The organism is Streptomyces sp. NPDC090499 (assembly GCF_044769305.1).
In the GTDB taxonomy this organism is placed as follows: domain Bacteria; phylum Actinomycetota; class Actinomycetes; order Streptomycetales; family Streptomycetaceae; genus Streptomyces.
Genome location: NZ_JBIVXP010000027.1, coordinates 18,342 through 38,573, shown reverse-complemented (window position 1 = coordinate 38,573; position 20,232 = coordinate 18,342). Strand labels below are relative to the sequence as shown.

Annotated in this window: 23 protein-coding genes and 1 pseudogene; 20 read left to right on the top strand and 4 right to left on the bottom strand. The window is 69.9% G+C overall.

Annotated features, from left to right (window positions below; genetic code table 11):
* Nucleotides 1-69 precede the first annotated feature (69 nt).
* The 11 genes and pseudogenes from ACIQVL_RS47155 to ACIQVL_RS47105 all read left to right on the top strand — a co-directional run bounded on the left by ACIQVL_RS47155 (nucleotide 70) and on the right by ACIQVL_RS47105 (nucleotide 8,752).
* A complete protein-coding gene (locus tag ACIQVL_RS47155; protein WP_403478664.1) occupies nucleotides 70-951 on the top strand; it encodes a diiron oxygenase in 882 nt (293 codons plus the stop codon).
* The gene (locus tag ACIQVL_RS47150) at nucleotides 948-1,193 is read left to right on the top strand and encodes an acyl carrier protein (RefSeq protein ID WP_403478663.1); all 246 of its coding nucleotides are present in this window, start codon (nucleotides 948-950) and stop codon (nucleotides 1,191-1,193) included. The genes ACIQVL_RS47155 and ACIQVL_RS47150 overlap by 4 nt, the downstream gene beginning before the upstream one ends.
* Nucleotides 1,190-2,029, top strand: a complete 840-nt coding sequence (locus tag ACIQVL_RS47145) for a hypothetical protein (protein WP_403478662.1) — start codon at nucleotides 1,190-1,192, stop codon at nucleotides 2,027-2,029. The genes ACIQVL_RS47150 and ACIQVL_RS47145 overlap by 4 nt, the downstream gene beginning before the upstream one ends.
* A complete protein-coding gene (locus tag ACIQVL_RS47140; protein WP_403478661.1) occupies nucleotides 2,026-2,964 on the top strand; it encodes a nitronate monooxygenase in 939 nt (312 codons plus the stop codon). The genes ACIQVL_RS47145 and ACIQVL_RS47140 overlap by 4 nt, the downstream gene beginning before the upstream one ends.
* A 30-nt stretch (nucleotides 2,965-2,994) precedes the next feature.
* Complete coding sequence (locus ACIQVL_RS47135; RefSeq protein ID WP_403478660.1) at nucleotides 2,995-3,996, top strand: methyltransferase; 1,002 nt, start codon at nucleotides 2,995-2,997, stop codon at nucleotides 3,994-3,996.
* Entirely contained in the window at nucleotides 3,993-4,838 is an 846-nt protein-coding gene (locus ACIQVL_RS47130; protein ID WP_403478659.1) for an alpha/beta fold hydrolase, read from the top strand. The genes ACIQVL_RS47135 and ACIQVL_RS47130 overlap by 4 nt, the downstream gene beginning before the upstream one ends.
* Complete coding sequence (locus ACIQVL_RS47125) at nucleotides 4,831-5,133, top strand: phosphopantetheine-binding protein (protein ID WP_403478658.1); 303 nt, start codon at nucleotides 4,831-4,833, stop codon at nucleotides 5,131-5,133. Before ACIQVL_RS47130 ends, ACIQVL_RS47125 begins: the two co-directional genes overlap by 8 nt.
* Nucleotides 5,061-5,336: pseudogene (locus tag ACIQVL_RS47120) on the top strand (hypothetical protein); the annotation flags it as partial. The gene ACIQVL_RS47125 and the pseudogene ACIQVL_RS47120, both read left to right, overlap by 73 nt.
* A gap of 9 nt (nucleotides 5,337-5,345) precedes the next feature.
* Complete coding sequence (locus tag ACIQVL_RS47115) at nucleotides 5,346-5,696, top strand: 4'-phosphopantetheinyl transferase superfamily protein (protein ID WP_403478714.1); 351 nt, start codon at nucleotides 5,346-5,348, stop codon at nucleotides 5,694-5,696.
* A gap of 100 nt (nucleotides 5,697-5,796) precedes the next feature.
* Nucleotides 5,797-7,173 carry an FAD-binding oxidoreductase gene (locus ACIQVL_RS47110; RefSeq protein ID WP_403478657.1) on the top strand — a complete coding sequence of 459 codons (1,377 nt, stop codon included), beginning with the start codon at nucleotides 5,797-5,799 and terminating at the stop codon, nucleotides 7,171-7,173.
* Nucleotides 7,174-7,228: 55 nt separating this feature from the next.
* Nucleotides 7,229-8,752: an MFS transporter gene (locus ACIQVL_RS47105; protein WP_403478656.1), complete on the top strand. Its 1,524-nt coding sequence runs from the start codon at nucleotides 7,229-7,231 to the stop codon at nucleotides 8,750-8,752.
* A 29-nt stretch (nucleotides 8,753-8,781) separates the two neighbouring features.
* Here the strand turns inward: ACIQVL_RS47105 and ACIQVL_RS47100 are convergent, their stop codons facing one another.
* Nucleotides 8,782-9,678, bottom strand: coding sequence for a LysR family transcriptional regulator (locus ACIQVL_RS47100; protein ID WP_403478655.1), 897 nt, complete (start codon nucleotides 9,676-9,678; stop codon nucleotides 8,782-8,784).
* 98 nt (nucleotides 9,679-9,776) lie between these two features.
* On the opposite strand from ACIQVL_RS47100, the gene ACIQVL_RS47095 reads away from it, so the two are divergent.
* From ACIQVL_RS47095 to ACIQVL_RS47065, 7 genes are all read left to right on the top strand, one after another.
* Nucleotides 9,777-10,142, top strand: a complete 366-nt coding sequence (locus tag ACIQVL_RS47095; RefSeq protein ID WP_403478654.1) for a YybH family protein — start codon at nucleotides 9,777-9,779, stop codon at nucleotides 10,140-10,142.
* A 482-nt stretch (nucleotides 10,143-10,624) separates the two neighbouring features.
* Nucleotides 10,625-10,894, top strand: coding sequence for a hypothetical protein (locus tag ACIQVL_RS47090; RefSeq protein WP_403478653.1), 270 nt, complete (start codon nucleotides 10,625-10,627; stop codon nucleotides 10,892-10,894).
* A gap of 150 nt (nucleotides 10,895-11,044) precedes the next feature.
* Nucleotides 11,045-11,317 carry a hypothetical protein gene (locus ACIQVL_RS47085; RefSeq protein ID WP_403478652.1) on the top strand — a complete coding sequence of 91 codons (273 nt, stop codon included), beginning with the start codon at nucleotides 11,045-11,047 and terminating at the stop codon, nucleotides 11,315-11,317.
* Nucleotides 11,314-12,207, top strand: a complete 894-nt coding sequence (locus ACIQVL_RS47080; protein ID WP_403478651.1) for an IS3 family transposase — start codon at nucleotides 11,314-11,316, stop codon at nucleotides 12,205-12,207. Before ACIQVL_RS47085 ends, ACIQVL_RS47080 begins: the two co-directional genes overlap by 4 nt.
* Before the next feature lie 154 nt (nucleotides 12,208-12,361).
* Entirely contained in the window at nucleotides 12,362-13,243 is an 882-nt protein-coding gene (locus ACIQVL_RS47075; protein ID WP_403478650.1) for a hypothetical protein, read from the top strand.
* 308 nt (nucleotides 13,244-13,551) lie between these two features.
* Complete coding sequence (locus tag ACIQVL_RS47070) at nucleotides 13,552-14,493, top strand: HEAT repeat domain-containing protein (protein WP_403478649.1); 942 nt, start codon at nucleotides 13,552-13,554, stop codon at nucleotides 14,491-14,493.
* Between the two features lie 18 nt (nucleotides 14,494-14,511).
* Complete coding sequence (locus ACIQVL_RS47065; protein ID WP_403478648.1) at nucleotides 14,512-15,435, top strand: DUF6924 domain-containing protein; 924 nt, start codon at nucleotides 14,512-14,514, stop codon at nucleotides 15,433-15,435.
* Nucleotides 15,436-15,944: 509 nt separating this feature from the next.
* Here the strand turns inward: ACIQVL_RS47065 and ACIQVL_RS47060 are convergent.
* The 3 genes from ACIQVL_RS47060 to ACIQVL_RS47050 form a co-directional block, all read right to left on the bottom strand.
* Complete coding sequence (locus tag ACIQVL_RS47060; protein WP_403478647.1) at nucleotides 15,945-17,831, bottom strand: diguanylate cyclase domain-containing protein; 1,887 nt, start codon at nucleotides 17,829-17,831, stop codon at nucleotides 15,945-15,947.
* Nucleotides 17,828-18,451: an RNA polymerase sigma factor gene (locus ACIQVL_RS47055; protein WP_403478646.1), complete on the bottom strand. Its 624-nt coding sequence runs from the start codon at nucleotides 18,449-18,451 to the stop codon at nucleotides 17,828-17,830. Before ACIQVL_RS47055 ends, ACIQVL_RS47060 begins: the two co-directional genes overlap by 4 nt.
* A 272-nt stretch (nucleotides 18,452-18,723) precedes the next feature.
* Nucleotides 18,724-19,155, bottom strand: a complete 432-nt coding sequence (locus ACIQVL_RS47050; RefSeq protein WP_403478645.1) for an ATP-binding protein — start codon at nucleotides 19,153-19,155, stop codon at nucleotides 18,724-18,726.
* A 355-nt stretch (nucleotides 19,156-19,510) separates the two neighbouring features.
* On the opposite strand from ACIQVL_RS47050, the gene ACIQVL_RS47045 reads away from it, so the two are divergent.
* Both ACIQVL_RS47045 and ACIQVL_RS47040 read left to right on the top strand, forming a co-directional pair.
* Complete coding sequence (locus ACIQVL_RS47045) at nucleotides 19,511-19,702, top strand: DUF397 domain-containing protein (protein ID WP_403478644.1); 192 nt, start codon at nucleotides 19,511-19,513, stop codon at nucleotides 19,700-19,702.
* 87 nt (nucleotides 19,703-19,789) lie between these two features.
* Nucleotides 19,790-20,224, top strand: a complete 435-nt coding sequence (locus ACIQVL_RS47040) for a helix-turn-helix domain-containing protein (protein ID WP_403478643.1) — start codon at nucleotides 19,790-19,792, stop codon at nucleotides 20,222-20,224.
* Nucleotides 20,225-20,232 lie beyond the last annotated feature (8 nt).

The window sequence follows — 20,232 nt, the reverse complement described above, 5'->3', positions numbered from 1 at the left end:
CCCCGGAGCCAGCCGTCCCCATACCCGACGGTCCACGCACCGCTGTTCGCCCGAGGAAAGGAACCGCCGATGGCGACCACCAGCATCAGTCCCGTGAACCTCAGCCTCAGCCGGCTGGAAGCCATGGCGGAGTCGGGCTACTACAACCCCTACACCATCTTCGACTGGCCCGACTCCCTGCCCGAGGACAAGCCGTGGATGAGCGAGGACCTGGTCACGCTCGCCGGTACACAAGCATGGGGCGAACTGACCCGCCAGCAGCAACTGGCGCTGACCCGGCACGAGGCCGTCCACTTCTTCAGCCTCAACGTGCACGGCATCCGGGAACTGCTCAGCGAGGTGGTGTTGCGTATCCACACCCGCGTGTACGAGCAGGCGTCGGAGTTCCTGCACCACTTCATCGGTGAGGAGAACGAGCACATGTGGTTCTTCTCGACGTTCTGCCTGCGCTATGGACACAAGATCTACCCGCCCCAGCCCGTCCTCGGCTCGAACGCGACCGAGGACCTGGGGGAGAGCGCCCAGGAACTGGCCATCTTCGCCCGGATCCTGATCTTCGAAGAGATCGTGGACCACTTCAACGCCCACATGGCCACCGACCAAGCCCTGCCGGAGATCGCCCGCGAACTCAACCGCGTGCACCACCAGGACGAGAGCCGGCACGTCGCATTCGGACGGCAGATCTTCACCCAGCTCCTGGAGCAGGTGAAGGAGAACCGGCCCCAGGACGTCCCCGTACTCGCCCGCTACCTCGACAACTACCTCGACTACAGCGTCCGCAGCCTCTACAACCCGGCGGTCTACCGTGACGCCGGACTCCCCGATCCCCTCGGGCTGCGCCGCCGCCTTCTGGCGGACCCGGGGCGTGCACAGGCCCACGACCAGATCCTCAACCGCACGCGCAAGTTCCTCGACCGCAACGGCCTCACGCCCACGGAGGCGCACGCATGAGCGACATCCTGGACCAGGTACGGTCCTTCATCACCGAACGCAACCCCGACGTGGGCTCCTTGGGCCTGGACGACGATCTGATCGACAGCAGGGCGATCGACTCGCTCGCCTTCGTCGACTTCGTCTTCCTGCTGGAGGAACTCGGCGGCAGGCCCATCGACCCCGAAGGGCTGGACGTGGACGACTTCCGGACCCTGCGCACGATACGCGCGCGCTTCCTCGACACGGCGGTGAGCACATGAGGGACGGTAACCACGACGGCGGTCAGGGTCTCGATGTACTGGGTCCGGACGAATTAGGCCTGCTGCGTGCGCTTGACGCACACCTGCTGTCCTGGGCGGACGAACTCGGCGCAGTGGAACAGAGGTACCCGTTCCTCATGACGCCGTCCGATCTGGACGCCATCGACTACTACGACAACTTCCCCCACCTCGGCCTTGCGGTTGCGCAGGCCGATCCCGAGCAACTGGAGAAGGCACTGGCGGGCGTGGACCGTCCGGTGACCGTGCTGCCCGCTCCGGTGCTCCGTGAGATCCGCTACCAACTCCCCTCGGCGGCCTGCTACGGCGTGTGGTTCGCGCTGCGCGGTGCGACCCTGTCGGCCGGGGGCTCGCTGTTCACCACGGTCGCCACCTGCTTTCGCAACGAGGACCACTACGAAGGGCTACGCCGGCTGCTGGGTTTCTCGATGCGTGAGATCGTCTTTGCCGGGCAGGCGGAGGGCGCCCAGGCGCATCTGACCCGGTCGAAGGAGCGCGTCCTTAGCCTGGCGGACCGGCTGGGCCTGAAGATGACGACCGAGACGGCCACCGACCCGTTCTTCGACCGGAACGGCTCCCGAGCCCGGATGCAGATGCTGTTCCCGGTCAAAGAGGAGTTCGTGGTGGACGGCCTCGCCATCGGGTCCGTCAACTACCACCGCAACTTCTTCGGCGAGCGCTGCGACTTCCGGCTCGACGACGACACCGCCGCGCACACCAGCTGCCTCGCCTTCGGGCTGGAACGATGGGTGCATGTACTGGCGAAGCGACATGGCAGCGCTGGTGCGGCAGCGGACGCCGTACGGGAACTGACGTGAACGCGGCCGAGGCACTCGGCGTCCGATACCCGCTGCTGCAGTCGGGGATGGGAGGAGTGGCCGGGCCCGAACTCGCCGCCGCGGTCTCCAACGTCGGCGCGGCCGGCTGCTTCGGAGGATACAAACTCGACGGAACCGCCCTCGCCGCCGCGCTCGACCAGCTGCTCACCCTGACGGGCGCCCCGGTCGGCATCAACCTCATCCCCGAAGTCGTCGGCGATGAGAAGCTCCGCCGACAGGTCGAGGAGATCCTCGCCGGCACGCCCGACCGCGTCTATCTGTCGTTCTTCGGGCTGCCCGCACCTGACGTGCTGCGCCGGGTGCGGGATGCCGGGCGGCTCAGCGCGGTGCAGGTAGGCGCCGTCGAGGACGCACGGGCCGCGGCCGAGTACACCCAGTTGGTCATCGTGCAGGGCGAAGAGGCCGGAGGCCATCTGCTCGGCCAGCGCGGCCGCGATGACCTGATCGAGGCCGTGCGCAAGGAACTGCGCGACATCGCTGTCGTTGCGGCGGGCGGCATCGGCGGACGGGCGGACGCCGACCGGGCCTTCGCCGCGGGCGCCGACGGGATCTGCGTCGGCACCGCCTTCGTCCCCGTCGCCGAGTCCCGCGCCCATCCCGCGTTCAAGGACGCCGTCATCGCGGCCGGCCCCGGCGACACGGTGATCACCGATGTGTACCGGATCGGCTGGCCGGGCAGGCGTCACCGCGCGCTGCGCACAGCCGCCACCGAACAACCAGGGCGCCCCGCGCGGTTCATCGGCCGCACAGAAGTGGGCGGCAAACCACACCTGGTACCCCGGTACAGCTCCGCCGTGCCCACTGTCACGACGACCGGCGAGATCGCGGAGATGGCGCAGTACTGCGGTCTGTCCTGCGCGAGCGTCACCACCCGCACGACCGCCGCCACAGTGGTCCAGTCCCTGGTCGGCTGAGCCGACCCGCACCCTAGGAGTCACCGCCAAGTGGATGTGGCATTCAATCTCCTGACCCGGCACGCCTTCGGACAGTGGCAGGGGCAGTGTCTGTTCACGCTCGCCGAACTGCGGGTCTTCGACACCCTGGCCCACGGACCGCTGAGCGCACCACGTCTCGCCGAGCGGTGCGGCACTGACCCCGGGGTCACCGAACGTGTCCTCGATGCCGGGACGGCCCTCGGTCTGCTCACCAAGACCGATGGCGCCTACGCCAACAGCCGCAGCGCCGCCCGCTTCCTCGTGACGGAATCGGCCGAGAGCCTGGCCCACTGGGTACGCGCCATGGGCCAGTGGGCGGGCCCCTGGTCCCGGTTGACCGAGGTCGTCCGCACCGGGCTCAGCCAGACACCGGCTGACACCGGCGGCGCCGTACAACGCGACTTCATCCTCGGCATGCACGAATTCGCCCGCAGAACCGCGTCCGGACTGCCCGGCCTCGCCGGCCTGAAGGATCCGCGGCATCTCGTCGATGTCGGCGGTGGCGCCGGCACCTACTCCCTCGCCTTCTGCGCCGCCTACCCGGACCTGCGTGCCACCGTCCTCGACCTGGCGGACGTGCTGCCCGTCCTGGCGGAGACGGCCGCTCACGCGGGGCTGGCGGACCGGGTCACCGGGCAGGTGACCGACTACCGGACCGACGCCTTCGGAACCGGCGCGGACGCCGTGCTGTTCAGCAACGTGCTGCACCAGGAACCCGAAGACGTCGTCATCAGCATGCTGCGCCGGGGCGCGGCCGCGCTCGGCGATCCAGACACGGGACGGGTCCTGGTGCACGGGCACTTCCTCAGCGAAGACCACACAGCACCGCTGTTCAGCACCCTGCACAATCTCTCCGCCGTCCTGCTGTGGGGGGCAGGGCGCAGCTACACGGCCGGGGAGATGCGGGAGCTGATGCGACGGGCGGGGCTCGACTCGTCGGAGCCGCAGCAGGTCCCCGATTCCACCACTCAGCTCATTGTCGGCACTGCCGTCCCGGAGGAACTGCGATGACCACGCTTTCACGCAGCCCCAAAGGCGGCCTCGTCAAGGTCGCCGATGGTGTCGAACTGCACTACGAGACCAGGGGCAGCGGCCCCGACGTCGTCCTGCTCAACAACTTCTTCATGGACAGCAGCTCCTGGCGGGCCTACACCGCAGATCTGGAGGAGAGCTGTCGGCTCATTGCCTACGACCTGCGTGGCCAGGGCGCCTCGGTGCGCACCGGCGGGCAGGTGGTCTGGCAGGACCACGTGGACGATCTGGCGGGACTGCTGGACGGGCTCGGGGTGGAGCGGGCATTTCTGGTCGGTACGTCGTTCTCCGCACTGCTGGCCCGGGACTTCGCCCTCGCGCACCCCGACCGGGTGCACGGCCTCATACTGGCGGGGCCCGCGCTGAGCCCGTGGGGGGAGCGGCGGCACCGGCGGATCGTCCGGTCGTGGATCACCGCCCTGGACGGGGTGGGGCTGGCCGCCCTGTACGACCAGATGTACCCCCTGGTCGCCGGGGACAAGGCCGCAGAGAAGGCAGGCACGGTCGGCTTCCTCGGGCGCAAGCAGAGCTTCCTCTCCCTGAACACACCCGACGAGGTCCGCCAGGGGCTGGAGGCATCCCTCGCCGCGCCGGCCGACCCGCAGCTTCTCACCCAGTTGCACCAGCCGGTGCAACTGTTCGTCGGGGACGACGACTTCGCACTCGGGCCGAGCGCGGTCGAGGAACTTGTCAAGCTGCTGCCGGACGCACGGGCCGTTGTCGTACCGGGCGCGGGCCATCTGCCGTTCCTGGAGTATCCGGACCGCTTCCAGCACGAGACGGCGGCGTTCGTCGCGAGGATCACCGAGGGCGATGTCTGAGGCCGCCACCGTGCACACCATCCGCGCGTTGCTCGCCACCGTCGTGTGCGACGAGGACCTGGTGGCGGACATCGCGGACACCGACGGCCTGCGTGAGTCCGGGGTGTCCTCGCAGGAGCTGATCGACCTGCTGGCCGTCCTGGAGGAGCAGTTCGCCTGCGAGTGGGACGACACCACCGCCCCGGAGACCCTGCGCAGCATCGCGTCGCTGGGTGCCTACATCTGCGCCCGCACGGGCCGGCCGTCCGGCGGAGCACTGGCCACGGCGGCCAGAACATCGAAGGAAGTCCACTGACATCGTCCGGCCTCTTCCTCGAGGTAGTCCGAACAGCCCCACCGTACGGCCCCGGTCAGCAGCATCTGGCCGGCCGCAGGGCCGCCGCGGCGGCCCTGCGGCGAGCCGGTGCCCCGTCCGTGCTGGTGGGACGCGCGGCCGGCGGGGCGCCCGTCTTCCCACCCGGGTTCACCGGCTCCATCAGCCACACACCGAGGCTGGCGGTCGCTGCGGTGGTTCCCGGCGCCCGGGGGGTCGGCGTCGATCTGGAGACCGCACTGCCGGACCGACGTACTGCCCGGATCCTGCTGACCGAGCAGGAGCGGATCGAGTTGTGGCCGGCTGGCGACCTGGCGACCCTGCGGTTCCTCTTCACCGTCAAGGAGGCCGGTTTCAAAGCGTTGTCCGACTGCCGGGCGGCGCACGGTGGTCTGTTCTGGCGGGTCCGTCTCCTCTCGCGGGACGGCAGGCTGTGGGCGCGGGCCGGGCATGCGCAGGCCGGGATCACCGGTGGTGTGCATCGCTGGGGCGCCTTTGCACTGGCCGTCCGGACCGGTGAGGACGAGATACATCAGAAGCAATAGTTCTCATTGTTAGAGAAACTAGTAGTTGGACGTGGGGTGGCGTCGATGGCCATGCTTTTTGCGCACGTCGGACCATGCCACGACGAATGGACACGCACCTATGACGCCCCAGCTCGCCGCCCGTATCGCCGGACCGGTCTTCGTGCCGGGTGACGACGGCTACGACGAGGAGCGCACCGGTTACCAGACCCTGAACCCGCACCGTCCGTCGGTCGTCGTAGCCGCTACCAGCGCCGAGGATGTACGCGTCGCGGTGGAGTACGCGGCCGAGCGGGGACTGCCGGTTGCGGTGCAGGCCACCGGGCACGCCCCGGCCCCCTTCGCGGACGGCTGTGTTCTCATCACCACCGGCAGGATGACGGGCGTGCACGTCGACCCGGCCGCGCGCACCGCGCGGTTCGAGGCCGGCGTGCGCTGGCAGCACATCGTGGACGCGGCCGCACCGCACGGCCTCGCCCCGCTCAGCGGCAGCGCCCCCGGCGTCGGCGCCGTTTCCTACACACTGGGCGGAGGCCTGGGGCTGCTGGCGCGCCGCTACGGCTACGCGGCCGATCACGTGCGCTCGATCGACCTGGTCACCGCCGACGGCAAGTCGGTCACCGTCACAGCCGACAGCCACCCTGACCTGTTCTGGGCTCTGCGCGGCGGCCGCGACAACTTCGGTGTCGTCACCGCCCTGGAAATCGGCCTCTTCCCGGTCGCCCGACTGTACGGCGGCGGCCTGTATTTCCCGGGCGAGCGCGCCCAGGAAATCCTGGAGGCCTATCGCGACTGGACCGCCACCGTACCCGACGAGACCACCTCGTCGATCGCGCTCGTCCCCCTGCCGCATCTGCCGCATCTGCCCGAGCCGATCCGCGGCAAGTACGTGGTACACGTCCGCATCGCCCACTGCGGTGACTCGGCATCCGGCGCGGACCTGGTCGCCCCGCTGCGCGCCCTGGGCCCGCGCCTGCTCGACACGGTCGGCGAACTGCCGTATGCCAAGTCCGGCCTCATCCACAGCGATCCGCCGAACCCGATGGCGTACGTCGCCTCCAACGTGCTGCTGCGCGAGTTCGGCGCGGACACCGCAGGCCGACTGCTCGAACTGGCCGGTCCGGGCGCGCCGCGGACGGCGATCGTGGAGGTCCGCCATCTCGGCGGTGCCCTCTCGGCCGAACCCGCCGTGCCGAACGCGGTCGGCCACCGTGACGCCGCTTACCTGGTGGGCGTGCTGTTCCGCGTCCCGGAAGGCGACAGCCCGGCGCCCCTCGAAGCCGCCCGCGACCGGGTGCTGTCGGCGCTGGAGCCGCTGACCGTCGGCCGTGGCCTGAACTTCCTCTACGCAGCGGACCCGGGCGTCGTACGCGCCGCCTACGACGCGGACGCCTACGCGCGGCTGCGCGAACTGAAGGCGGTCCACGATCCCGGCAACCGCTTCCGGGCCAACCTCAACATCCCTCCCGCCGACGGTCCGTCGGCGCCGCAGGACTGACGGACTGATGCGAAAGGAGCGGGCCGTGGAAAAGAAGTGGTGGACCCTGCTGGCCGTGTGCGGCGGCACGTTCATGCTCTTGCTGGACACAACCATCGTCAACGTGGCCCTGCCCGCCATCCAGCGGGGGCTCGGGGCCGATTTCACCGACGTGCAGTGGGTCGTCGACGCTTACGCCCTCACCCTGGCCGTGCTGCTGCTCACAGCGGGCTCCCTGGCCGACCGCTTCGGCCGCCGGCTGTTCTACGTGCTCGGCGCGGTGGTGTTCACCGCGGGTTCGCTGTTGTGCGGTCTCGCCCAGACGCCGGCGATGCTGATCCTCTCCCGGGCCCTGCAGGGCGTCGGAGCCTCGGTGATGTTCGCCACCGGACTCGCTCTGCTCGGCGGGGCCTTCGAGGGGAAACAGCGCGGTACCGCGTTCGGGATCTGGGGCATGGTCACCGGCCTCGCGTCGGCACTCGGCCCCGTCGTGGGCGGTCTGCTGACCAGCGGGGTGAGCTGGCGCGCCATCTTCCTGGTCAACTTGCCGATCGGCGCTGCTGTGGTGGCAATCATGATCTGGCGTGTGGACGAGCTGCCGCGCGGCCGGGCCAGGAAACAGGACAAGGCGGGTTTTGCCCTTTTCACCGTCGGGCTGACGGGTCTGGTCTACGGGCTGATCCGGGCGGGCGAGACCAGCTGGGGAGATACCGGGACGCTGGCCTCCCTGACCAGTGGTGTGCTGCTTCTGGCCGCTTTCCTGATCACCGAGTCCGTTGTCGCCGAGCCAATGCTCGACCTGCGGCTGTTCCGGATTCCCACCTTCGTGGGCGGGTCGGTGGCGGCCCTGGCCATGAACGGCTCGATGTTCACGATGTTCCTGTTCGTGGCTCTCTATTTCCAGGACGTCCTCGGCTACTCGGCACTTGAGACGGGCGTCCGGCTGCTCATCCCGTCGGCAGCCATGCTGGTCTCCTCGTTCCTGGGGGGACGCCTCACGGGCCGGGTGCCGGTGCGTTACCCCATCGGGCTGGGTCTGGTGGTGGTCGGTCTCGGGCTCTTCCTCATGGGCGGCATCTCGATCAGCACCGGCTGGGAGCACTTCATCCCCGGCTCCATCGTGGCGGGGCTCGGCGCGGGCCTGGTGAACCCGCCCCTCGCGTCGACCGCCGTCGGGGTGGTCGTTCAAAGCAGGTCGGGCATGGCGTCCGGCATCAACAGCACGTTCCGGCAGGTCGGTTACAGCGCCAGCGTGGCCGTTCTCGGCTCCGTATTCGCGACCATCATCAGCAACCGGCTGCGTGACGGGCTGACCGGCACCGAACTGGGCGGCCGAGCTGGCGAGCTGTCGGCCCAGGTGCGGGCGGGCGACCTGGACACGGCGGTGGCCTCGACGCCAGAACGGTTCCACGCTCAGGTGGACCAGATGGCCACCTCGGGGTTCGTCTCCGGCATCGGCATGCTGATCACCATCACGGCTTGTATCGCCCTGGCCGGCGGTGTCGTCAGTCTGCTGTTGATCAGGGAGCGGGACTTTGCGGCTGCCCAGGAGCAGCTCAGTCCCCGGCCGGACGTCAGCGAGGGGGCGGCCGCCGGCTGACGGCGGTGAGGGAGCCGTACGGGCCCGCCTCAGGCCGACAGTTCCAACTCCGTGGCGAAGGCCTGTCGGCAATGAACGAGCAACTGGTCCAAGGCAGGGTTCTTCGCAGGCGGCCAGACCAGGCAGAGCAGAGCCGGGGCGTCGACGTCGTCGATGAGACGGCCTGTCAGCCACGGTGCGTGGCGTTCCGCCATGGACTCCGAGAGGATCGCGACGCCGAGACCGCGGATCGCCAGATCAGCGACCGCAGTGGGCGCGCTGGCCTGGAACTCCACCGCGCAGCGCACCCCGCGCCGGGCACAGGCTTCGTCGAACACCGCCCGTACGCCTGTGCCTTCGGGCAGGCACACCAGCGGGTGTCCGGAGAGTTCGGCCAGAGTCGTCCGGGGCTGCCTGGCCAGCGGATGGTCTGCGGGCACGGCGGCGACGAGGCGTTCGCTGGCGAGTTCGAGGAAGTCCCACTCCTCGGGCGGCTGCTCACGGCAGCCCACCAGGACGAGATCGACCGTGCCGGCCCGGAGCCGGTCGAGCAGTCGGTCGGAGGTGTCCTCCAGGAGGGTGATCTCCACGCCGGGGTGGCTGCGGTGGAAGTCGGCGAGCGCTGCGAAGAGGGGAGCGACGGTGCATGCCGTCACCATGCCGACCACGATCCTGCCGCGGACCAGGCCGTTCACCTCGTCCACTGCCTGGCGCACCGCATGGGCCGACGCGAGGACCGCCCGGGCGTGCCGCAGGGCCGCGGCGCCGGCCGGGGTGAGGCCGGCGGTCCGGCCGGACCGGTCGATGAGGGGTGCGCCGAGTTCCCGCTCAAGCTGCTTGATCTGAGCGCTCACCCCCGACTGGCTGATGTGCACCCGCTCGGCCGCCCGTGTGAAGTTGGCTTCCTCGGCGACGGCGACGAAGTATTCCAGTTGCCTCAGCTCCATGTCTGTAGATTCTAGCTCCCAGAAGATCCATCTGTTGGACTTCTGATTGGTGGGCGGCCACGCTGGGAACTGCCGGAGCCCGACATCAGGAGGAGACCATGCCGGAGTACGAGAAGGCCATGAGCCCCGAAGACATCACCCGCTTGTTCGTCGAACGGTCCAACGCGGGTGACGCGGCCGGGATCGCCGCACTCTACGAAGAAGACGCGGTCGTGGCCTATCCGCCTGGCGACCAGACGGTGGGCCGGGAGGCAATCCGTGCGCTGTGGGAGAAGGTGCTGGCCAACCGTCCCCACTTTGAACCAGAACAACCGCTGCCGACGCTGATCAGCGGCGACATCGCCCTCACCTCGACCCCGCCGAAAGACGGAGCCGGCGCCCGGGCGCAGGTCGTCCGACGCCAGCCCGACGGAAGCTGGCTGCGCCTGCTCGACCAGCCCGAGTTCGTCCCGCCCACCCGATGACCCCTCGCCGTGAGTTCGCGAAGCGGGAAGCCCATCGTCTCCTGGCTTTCCTTCTTCTCCGGCCGGCTCCTCACCGATCCGCCGTGGTGACGGGCCAGACGCCTACTCAGCGAACGTTGTCTCCCTCTCAAGGTGACCCCGTTGTCGAGGTCATGCTGCTCCGCGGCCGGGTCGCTCGCCTGTAGCAGCCGTACCCGCGTGCAGTTCCTCGGGCGCCAGCCGCCGGATCCGGTCGTGCAGTCGCCGCTCCTCTTGTCCGGTCCGCAAGCGTTCCACGGCCAGTCCGGCGTCAGGATGCGGTGTGCCAGGATCACCGTGGAGGAGGTGCGGCTTGGTGAGCTCGCTGCGGGTGGACGTGCTGGCGTACGAGGCGCCGTGCGAGCGGTGCTCCTTTTCCCTGTGGTGGGTGTTCGGGCTGCTGCCGTCGTACCGGCCGCGCGGCGAGGAATTCACCCACCACGGACTTTCCCAAGGCGGTCGACATGGCGCGCCGCATCCTGGCCGCGCCGGACGGTGACACGGCAGATATCGCGGCACAGTTGCACGACCGTCCCGCGTGGCAGCGGGGGCGCAGCTTCAATCCGAACCGGTGCGGTGTTTGCGGGCACCATGCCGACTGGCACGTTTTCGACGGGATCCTCAACCGTGCCTGCCATGGGGGCTGGATCCATGCCGCCGCGGGCCGTGTCCCTGTCCTTGAGTGGCGTGCGATCAGGGGCCGCGGGCAGGGGATCTATTGGCCGTACTGCTGACCTTCCGTGGCCTCCCCGGCAGCGAGGGAGGCCGGGCGGTTCGTGAGGTGCGTTCGGCGGGCCGTGCGCCGGGCGGCGTGAACGGCCGTGGTGAGACGGTGCCGGGCACAGCGGGGCACCCACCAGGCCAGTTAGTTGGCGCCGGGGTGGGTGACCTCGCTCGGCGGGGCGGAGGCAAGGATCTCCAGCAGGGTCTCGCCGCCGCATTCGCTGCAGCGGCGGATGTCCGTGTCGGGGGTGAACTGCAGGGTCAAGAAGGCCCGCGCTCAGGAGGGCGGGCCCGGTGCCCTGCCGGCCGGGCAAGGTGTGGATGACCGGGACGAGGAACTTCGGCGGCTGCGGAAGCTGACCTCCGAGCAGGCGAAGACGATCGAGATCCTGAAAAAAGCGACCGCCTTCTTCGCGAAGGACAGCGACCGGTGAACGCGATATGCCGGTTCATCCACGCGGAGACGGCGAACTACCCGGTCACGCTGCTGTGCAGGGCCATGAAGACAGCCCGGTCCACGTACTACGCGTGGATGGCCGGGCACCAGGCCCGCGAAGTGCGGCGGCAGGCCGACAGGGCCCTGGCGCACGAGATCACGGTGATCCATCTTGCGTCTCGGAAGAGCTACGGCGTCCCGCGCGTGACCGCCGCTCTGCGCCGGCACGGCCGGGTGGTCAATCACAAGCGAGTCGCACGGATCATGCGCGAGCACCGGATCGCCGGGAACAGCCGGCGCACCGGGCGCCGCAGCCTGACCAAGGCCGACACCAAAGCGGCACCGTCAGCGGATCTGATCGGCCGGGACTTCAACGCTACCCGCCCCGGCACGAAGATCGTCGGGGACATCACCTACATCCCCACCGCCGAGGGATGGCTCTACCTCGCGTCATGGCTGGATCTGGCCACGCGCGAGGTGATCGGCTACTCGATGGCCGACCACCACCGCGCCGAACTCGTCGTCGACGCCCTTGACATGGCCGCCGCGCTGGGACGTCTGGAACCCGGCTGTGTGATCCACAGCGACCGCGGATCGGAATACACCTCCTCCCAACTCCGCACGCGAATAGCCCAGTTGCAGTGCCGGCAGAGCATGGGCAGGACCGGGAGCTGTTTCGACAATGCGGCCGCGGAAAGCTTCTGGGCCGTCCTGAAAGGGGAGATCGGCACCCGCTTCTGGCCCGACCGGGCCACCGCCCGCGCCGACATCTTCGACTTCGTCGAGACCTTCTACAACAGACGCCGCCTGCGCAAACACATCCACTGGGGCTACCTCACACCCAACGAGACACGCCTGCGCCACCAAGATCAGGCCCTCGCGGCCTAGCGACAACGTGTCCGGGATCACGGGGAAACTTCACCGCGGACCCTAGCCCCGTCCACCGACACCCTCGGACGGCGGCCGACAGCTTGGCGAACTGCCTCTAACCGGCCCTACAGGGGAACGGCTGTTGTCAGTGGTGCCTGGCATGGTTCGGATCATGTTCGACGGACTTCATGACATCGACTGGGCGTCGATGGAGCACGCGTACGGCTCGGCCGAGGAGGTGCCGGCGCTGCTGCGGGCGCTGCGCTCCTCGGATGCCGGGGAGCGCAGCACGGCCCTCGATCGCTTCTACGGTGCGGTTCACCATCAGGGCGACGTGTACCCGTCCACGGCAGCCAGCCTGCCCTTCTTGTTCGAGCTGGCCGTAGACCGTGCCACGCCCGAGCGGGCCGCCGTCGTCGCATTGCTGGTCAGTATCGGCCGGGAGTCCCTGGAGCGGGGCCTCGAGGACGACGGCACCGAGATCGAGTACGACCCGCCGACGGGCTGCGGGCAGGCCGTCGCTTTCCTGCGTGAGCGGGGCGCGGAGTTCGCCGAACTCGCCCGTGACGCAGACCCGGACGTACGCCTGGCCGCGGTTGCCGGCCTCGGGCTCTTCCTTGACGACGCTGACCGGGCCGCCGCGGTGCTGCGCGAGCGGCTGGCCGCCGAGCAGGGTAGCGCGGTGCGGCTGCGGATCGTGGAGGCGGCGGCCATCCTGGCCCTGCGCCTGCCGGCGGCCGCGCACGAGGTGATGGACTGGCTTGCCGGTCTCGCTGCCGACCCCGCCTGGGGCCCGGTAGCCCGGCTCGCGGCCTTGATCCAGCGGGCCCGCTGCGCGCCGGATGCTATCGGCGAGGACGTCGTGCCGGCCGCCGTCGGCCTGCTGCGCGAGAGCGCCCGGGTCCTGCCTGTGCGGCCCATCGCGCCGGGCCCGAACCGTCCGGTCACATCCGCGGACACCATTGCGCCCCAGGTCGTCGCCGCCTTCGAGGATCTCGGACCGGCGCACGCGCGTGTTCGCACCCACCACCACACTGCTGTGGACGTTCCATGAAGTGCTGGGTGCCAGGGTGCTGGAGCGCACCGCGGTGCTGGCAGAGCAGCTGTGCAGCCCCGATCCCGGCTCGCGCCTGGACGCGGTGCGTATGAGCGGGGAGCTGATGCGGACCTGGCGTGGGGACCACACCCGCCTTCTCCTGCTCGTTGCTGACCAGCTCTCCACAACCGACGAGGAGGTCGCCGCCGAGGCTGCGGCCGTCCTGGAAGCCTGCCACCCGATCGCCGCCCCGGCCCGGGAGGCACTCGCCGCGCGTATCGACGCTCACCGCGCGGTGCACGGCCCCACCGTGTGGGCCGCACCGGATGCGCTGCTGCGGCAGGAGCCACCAGGACGCCGTCCGGGCCCTGGCGCGGCTGGGCGACGCTCGCGCGCTGCCGAGTCTGCTGGCCGGCCTGGACAGCGACGTCGATGCCTGGCGGGCGATCCAGGTCGCCGGGCATCTGCCGCAGGTTGCTAGCGAGTTGGTGCCCAGGCTCTGCGACCACCTGCGCCGGATCGACCTCTCCCAGCAGCGGACCGAGATGAGCGCCAACGCGATCCTCTCCGCCCTGGCCACGCTCGGCGACCCGGCCGCAGTCACTGCGGTGGTGGACGCCCTCGGTACTGCGATACGCCATGAGCAGCACGGCATCACGCGATCAGCGCTGAAGGTGCTGGCGGCGTTCGGCCGGGCAGCGGCCGGCGCACGGGACACGATCCGGCCGCTGACCACCGCCAGCGACGCACACGTACGCCCCGCCGCCCTCACCGCCCTGTGGGCCGTGGGCAGTGACGTGGCCGAGGTCATGCCACTTCTGCTGGGCCTCCTCAACGACCGCATCACCTTCCGCATCAATGACGCGGCGGATCTGCTCGGCGAGATAGGCCCGCCCGCTTCCGCCGCCCTTCCGCGCCTGCGCAACCTGCTGACGCACGACTACGAATGGGTGCGGGTCCACTGCGCGGCCGCGCTCTGGGAGATCGGCGGCGAGGCGGAGGCACCGGCCGTCCTGGACACCGTGCTGCAGGCCATGGCCAAGAACCCCGCCACGGCCAACCACGTCGTGGCCTGCCTGGACCGCATGGGTCCTCTCGCAGCACCGGCACTGCCCCTGCTCCGCGAGCAACTGGCCCTGCCCCGGCGCGGCGGAAGGTTCCAGAGCATCGACCACGACGAGGAACTCCAGCGCATCGGCCGTACCCTCATCGCCCGCCTCGCCACACCCGATGAGGTCGCCGCCCCCGTCGCCGGCGACCTCATCTGACACCGCCCAAGGAGAGACATGTCCTTTCCCGAGCTCCCTCAGCCGGCGCCCGGCGAGGTGCTGCTGGTCTGCACGTGCTACGAGGACGGCAGAGCTCTGTGGGGCGGGCTCCTCGACGAGATCGCAGCCCGCCGGGAAGACGACGGGCTCGTCCTCGAGGGCAGCGGGGTGCGGCTGCGTATGGTCGAGGACAGCGCGTGGGACTTCCTGCATGGGGGAAACATCCCGGCGCTTGTTCCCGGCAGCGGTCCCGTGCCGCCGGTCGTCGTTATGGCGGACATCCCGGTGGTGTACGGCGGGGACGGCCCGCTGCTGGTGGACCTGGCGGCGATACCCGGCCGTGGCGTCCGGATCCCGTCGGCGCGCCTCGGCGAGATCCTCGCCGACCTGCTGGACGGTGCACTCGCCTTCGACGATCTGGTGCGCGACATGGACCGGTGCGGCATGTACCAGGGCGACGGCGGCCGGCCGGCTTTCCCCACGCCCACGTCGACACCGCCGGGGCGGTCCTTCCCGCCTCTTCCCTCCACCGCCGCGGCCCTGCTGGTCCGCACCTGCTTCGACGACGAGGCCGGCTGGCAGGCCCTGCTCGGCGAACTGGGCGGGACGGACGCGGACGGCTGGGTCGGCGCGGACCTGGACCCGGACGAGATCGATGTGGAGCACTTCCCGTTGACGGCGCTGGTCGTCGACGACCCTGCCTTCGAGGGCCTCCAGCCGGGCCAGGTCCCGGCACTCGTCCCGCCCGAGGAGCACACCACTCTGGTCGCGCTCGCCGACGCCCGGACCTTTGCCGAGCCCGGACGACCGCTGACCGTCGTTGACCTGTACGACAGCCCGGGACGGCAGGCCGTCCTTCCCTGCCGTGAGGTCGGATCCATGGCGTGCAACCTGGAAATCGCCAACATGGACTTCTACGAGTTCGTTGCCGAGGCCCAATGATCCCGCTGGCAAGGTGCGGTTCTCTCCGGAGACGGGGGCCGGCACGCTCTGCACCCACATTCCCTTGATGACGGGACGGCGGCGGACGTCCGGCTCTTCAGGCGCTGGCCGCCGGCACCTTGCGCGTCGCCGGCGATGTTCTGCCCGCCGCGGTGGCCCGGGTGGACGCGGCGACCGCCGTGTGGCCTGCCGCGCTCGGGCTGATCTGCCCGTCGGGCGCCCTGGCCGACGCGGGCGCCTTCGCTGACGCCGCCGGGGCCCCGGCGCGACCGCTTGCGGCCGATCTGCTTCAAGCGCCCCGGGTTCTCGCCAGGCTCCAAGACGCCCAGCTGTCACTCAGAGTGGCCACGCCACAGAAGCTGTGCCAGAACCGCTACCCGTGAACAGAGCCAGTTCCTGTTGCCCAGGAAGAGGGGTGCCGCCGCTCCCCCGAAGCGGCGGCACCCTTCCGTGCGAGGAGGACCGGCTCCCCTCCGGTGTTCTCCTCGCGGTCTGTTTCCCTGCAGCGTTCAGCCGGTGCGGGAGAGCCGTACGGTCTTGCGGAGTGTCTTGGTGAAGTGCATGTCCTGGTCGGCCGTGTCGAGGAGCTGTTCTGCCGTCATCCCGGTACGGGCCCAGCCGCGCCCTACGCTGGCGGACAGCTGAAGGGTGAGCTCACTGATCCGCACCGGGTGGGCGAGCACGGCCCGTACGCGTGGTTCCAGTTCCTCGACCTGCTGGTACGTCCGTCCCACTGCCATGAGGACGAATTCGTCTCCGCCGACCCGCGCCACCAGGTCACCGGGGCGCGTCATCAGTGTGGTCAGCCGCTGGACCACCTCCACCAGCACGGCGTCGCCCGCCTCCGGTCCGTGCGCGGCGTTGAGCTGGGTGAAGTCGTCAAGGCCGACCGACAGCAGCGCCAGGGACGCGGTGGCACCGTCCGCCCCGGTTGCGTACAGGCGGTTCAGTTCGGAGCGGAGAGCCGGCCCGGTCACGGCACCGGTGAGGGGGTCACGGGCCAGCCCGGGATGGCCGTCGATCCGGTCGGGGCGGCGCAGACCGAAGGTGATCAGCAGGCGGGCGGCAGCCGTGGTGTGCGTGCCGGGGCCGCGATGACGTGCCGCGCCGTCGCCGGAGGTCGGGGCCGTGGTCACCGATGTCGTCACATAGGAGCCGTCACGGCGGGCGAGCCTGATCCGGCAGACGTCCCGGCTCAGGGACGCCCGCAGCCAGGTGGCGAGGTCGTCGGGGTGGACCAGGTCCTCCAGTGAGAACTCGCGCAGGGCGCTCGGTGCGCGATCCAGCAGCCGGCACAAGGAGTCGTTGACGTGGAGGAGACGGCTGGGTTGTCCGGGCGGCAGTTCTGCCAGGGCCATCGGCCAGGGCGCATGTGCCATTGCCCGGCGCGCCCGGGCTTCGCTGACCTGCAGTGCGTCGTTCTGCTGTTCCAGGCGGACCTGCGCCCGCTCGGCGGCGGCGCGCAGCCGCGCGGCCGTCAGGGCCAGTCCCGCCTCACGGGCGTACAGGGCGAGGGCCTCTCGCTCCCAGGGACCCGGCAGCAGGCCGCTGCGCGGCAGATCCACCGACAGCACGCCCATGAGGGTGCCGGTGTCGGTGCGGACCTCGGCCAGGAGCCGGTCCTCGTAGTGCCAGGTACCCGGTGCCGGATCCCCGCCCGATCCGGCCCGCCAGGCCGGTACCCCGTCCCCGTCGGCGGTCCAGCCGATCTGGTGCGAGACGAACACGACGTCTCCCCAGCGCTCGCCCATCGACAGCCGCGTGTCCCAGGCTGCCCGCGGTCCCACCCGGCCGGTCATGAACGCTTCGGCGGTCTCGTCGCCGGCCACCGACACGACGGCCAGATCCCCGTCGGGGCGCACCAGGTTGAAACAGGCCACCCCGTAGTCGAGGTCGCGCACGGCCCCGTCGGAGATCGCCTTGAGGGTGTGCGCCAGACTCTTGGCCTCATGAAGCCGGGCGCAGCAGCCGCGCAGACGGGCCAGACGGGCGGCCGGCTCCTCCCAGCCACTGGCGGGGGAGCGCGCCGCGCCGACGATGTTGCTGGTGGCGCGTCGGCGCTGGAGGGCCTGCAACTCATAGGAGGCGTCGACGACCCCGGAGCGGGCCGCCACCGACAGCCATCGAGCAGCACGTTCCCAGTCCTGCCTGTCCGAGTACTCCATGCCGAGCGCGTAGGCGTCGGCCCCGATCTCCGCCCGCCGGGTGTCCTCGTCGGCGCGCGCATCGTCGGGGCCGTCGCAGGTGTCCTGTTGCTCGGTCGCCGCCCGGAAGCCGGCAAGGAGCTCGGCGTCGCTGAACACCGGACGTGGGGCGCCCAGTTGTGTCAGGAGTTCCTCGATCCGGGCCTCTGCGGGGCGGGTGCCGCCGGAGGGCGCGGTGGGGTCGTGCGTCATCGGGATGCCCCTTGGTCGAGTGAGGCGGGTGCTCCTGGGCCGGGAGAGGAGGGTGGCAGAGGGTCCAGGGCCAGGAGGTAGCCCTGGAGCTCGGGCATGGATCTCAGTTCGCGTACAGCCGCCGAGGTCAGCTTCTTCAGCCCGTCCACGCCGATGCCCATCAGCGCGGCCGCACTGCCCCGGTCCAGTCCGTCGATGTAGCGCAAGGTCACTGCCTGGCGCTGGCGTTCTGTCAGCCGGGCCAGTGCCATCTGGAGGTCGACACGGGCGTTCGCGCGGTCGCTCTCGGGCAGGTCGTCATCGCGGCCCTGGTCGAGCCTCTCGTACAAGAACGCGTCCCCCGGCAGGTCCGCCGCGCGTCCGGCCTCCTCGTACCAGTCGGCGATCCGGCGCCGGGCGATCACGAAGAGAGGCGCGATCTCATCCGCGTATCCCTGCCAGGAACGGCGGAAGTAGGCCGCCCACACTTGCTGGCAGATGTCCGCCGCGACGGTCTCGTCACGGACCCGGCGGCCCACGTAGCCGGCCAGACGAGGGTGCTGGGCGCGGTAGAGGGCCAGCCGCGGATCCCCCGTCACCGGGTCCGGCTCCGCCACCTGCGGTCCCGCTGCGCGGGCCATGCTTCCATGCGCCCGGTCTCCCCTCGCTCGGATGCCTTCACCCAACAGGTCACCCGGCAGCCGCCAAACGGGTACCTGAGTCCCAACAGCCGCGGGGAAGAGTCGAGATTCCTGTGCGGGACGGAGAACCGCTCAAGGACGCCGTACTGTTCGGCCCGGACGCGTGGGCGGCTGGACGCACGCGGCGTGTCTCCCACTACGTCGCGCTTCTGGAGCCGCGCGAGGACCTCGACCGAGCGGGCTCGCGGCCTGGTCGGCCGAGGAGTCAGGAATCAGGAGTGAGGGGTGGTGATGCGAGCCCAGACGATCTTTCCGCCGGAGTGGGTCCTGGCGTAGCCCCACTGGCTGGTCAGGGCATCGACGATGACCAGTCCCCGGCCCGTCGGGGCCAGGTGTTCCGGTGAAAGGCACGAAGGGGGAGCGGGGCTGGGATCGGTGACGGCGCAGACCACGGTGCCGCCGGTGTGAGCCATGCCGAGCCAGGCCTTGGCCTGTTCGCCGCGCTTGGGCAGCGCGTGCTGCACGGCGTTGACGGTGAGTTCGTTGACCACGTTCGTCAGGTCGTCGGCGTAGGCGCACAGGCCCCAGCCGGCGATGGTCTCGCGGGTGAAACGGCGGATGCCCTGGACGCTTTCGGGGTCCCGGCTGAATGCATGGGCTGCGAAATCGGCCGTGCTGATACCCAGCGCAAGTCCCCAGTCCAACGGCTCGGAGTATGCCAGAAGGGTATTTCCCGGTCCGTGAGTGGCAGGTGAAAAGCGGATAGCTGGTTCGGCCGCCCGGACCGGTGTTGTCGCCGCGTGTGCCGGCACTGTTCATCCCCCCGAAGACGTCCAGTTCAAGGGCCGCGGATCTGTGCCCTGACTGGTTAGTATCTGCCGCGCCCCATCCCGGATGCAATTGCATCGGTGACTTGCATCCGAACGGGACGGGATGGGAACTCTTGTACTTGGCAAGAGGATCGGCATGGGGCAGGGATGAGCAGAATTCGGGCAGAATCGAAAGGGGGCGGTCACGGTGCGGGTAGTCAACGGTGTCCCGGTCGGTGCACTGTGCGGTGTGACGTGGCTGAAAAGCCGTCACAGTACGGCGGACGGCAACTGTGTCGAAGTGGCCCTGCTGGCGGGAGGCGACGTGGCCATGCGCAACTCCCGGGACCCGCACGGACCTGCGCTGGTGTACACGCAGGCTGAGATGGCCGCCTTCATCGCGGGGGTGAAGGAAGGTGAGTTCGACGTAATCGCCAGCTAACGCCAGGCAGAAACAGCCCAATTGGGGGCATGCCCGGTGGCATCCTGCGAGACTGACGCTCGTCGTCCGTCCGTCACAGGAGACCCAATGCCCGCGTCCACCCGCCTGGTTGATGCCCCCATGCTGGAGTACTACCTCGCTGTCTCCGCCCGCAGCCCGGTCGCGGTGCGCCTGGTGTTGGGCCATCTGCTGCGCACGCTGCGCAAGGGGGCCGGGATCGACGCGGAGACGGCGGGCCGTGTCATCCGCGGCTCGGAAGCCAAGATCTCCCGGATGGAACGCGCTCTGGTCACCTGCAAGCCGGACGATGTGCGCGACCTGCTCACCCTCTACGGGGTCACCGACTCCCAACTGCTGGTCAGTTTCGAGGAGATGGTGCGCATCTCACGCCAGCCCGGCTGGTGGCACCGCTTCGACGGGGTGCTGCCCGACTGGGCCGGGAAGCTAATCGGCCTGCAGGAGGCCGCTTCCGCCATCCGTACCTACGAGGTTGTGGACGTTCACGTATTTCCCCGGGGCTGAGCTCACGT

Coding starts and splice junctions, on each gene's coding strand:
- ACIQVL_RS47155 (WP_403478664.1), top strand. CDS start 70: ATGGCGACCACCAGCATCAGTCCCGTGAACCTCAGCCTCAGCCGGCTG.
- ACIQVL_RS47150 (WP_403478663.1), top strand. CDS start 948: ATGAGCGACATCCTGGACCAGGTACGGTCCTTCATCACCGAACGCAAC.
- ACIQVL_RS47145 (WP_403478662.1), top strand. CDS start 1,190: ATGAGGGACGGTAACCACGACGGCGGTCAGGGTCTCGATGTACTGGGT.
- ACIQVL_RS47130 (WP_403478659.1), top strand. CDS start 3,993: ATGACCACGCTTTCACGCAGCCCCAAAGGCGGCCTCGTCAAGGTCGCC.
- ACIQVL_RS47125 (WP_403478658.1), top strand. CDS start 4,831: ATGTCTGAGGCCGCCACCGTGCACACCATCCGCGCGTTGCTCGCCACC.
- ACIQVL_RS47110 (WP_403478657.1), top strand. CDS start 5,797: ATGACGCCCCAGCTCGCCGCCCGTATCGCCGGACCGGTCTTCGTGCCG.
- ACIQVL_RS47100 (WP_403478655.1), bottom strand. CDS start 9,678: ATGGAGCTGAGGCAACTGGAATACTTCGTCGCCGTCGCCGAGGAAGCC.
- ACIQVL_RS47095 (WP_403478654.1), top strand. CDS start 9,777: ATGCCGGAGTACGAGAAGGCCATGAGCCCCGAAGACATCACCCGCTTG.
- ACIQVL_RS47090 (WP_403478653.1), top strand. CDS start 10,625: ATGGCGCGCCGCATCCTGGCCGCGCCGGACGGTGACACGGCAGATATC.
- ACIQVL_RS47075 (WP_403478650.1), top strand. CDS start 12,362: ATGTTCGACGGACTTCATGACATCGACTGGGCGTCGATGGAGCACGCG.
- ACIQVL_RS47070 (WP_403478649.1), top strand. CDS start 13,552: ATGCGCTGCTGCGGCAGGAGCCACCAGGACGCCGTCCGGGCCCTGGCG.
- ACIQVL_RS47065 (WP_403478648.1), top strand. CDS start 14,512: ATGTCCTTTCCCGAGCTCCCTCAGCCGGCGCCCGGCGAGGTGCTGCTG.
- ACIQVL_RS47060 (WP_403478647.1), bottom strand. CDS start 17,831: ATGACGCACGACCCCACCGCGCCCTCCGGCGGCACCCGCCCCGCAGAG.
- ACIQVL_RS47055 (WP_403478646.1), bottom strand. CDS start 18,451: ATGGCCCGCGCAGCGGGACCGCAGGTGGCGGAGCCGGACCCGGTGACG.
- ACIQVL_RS47040 (WP_403478643.1), top strand. CDS start 19,790: ATGCCCGCGTCCACCCGCCTGGTTGATGCCCCCATGCTGGAGTACTAC.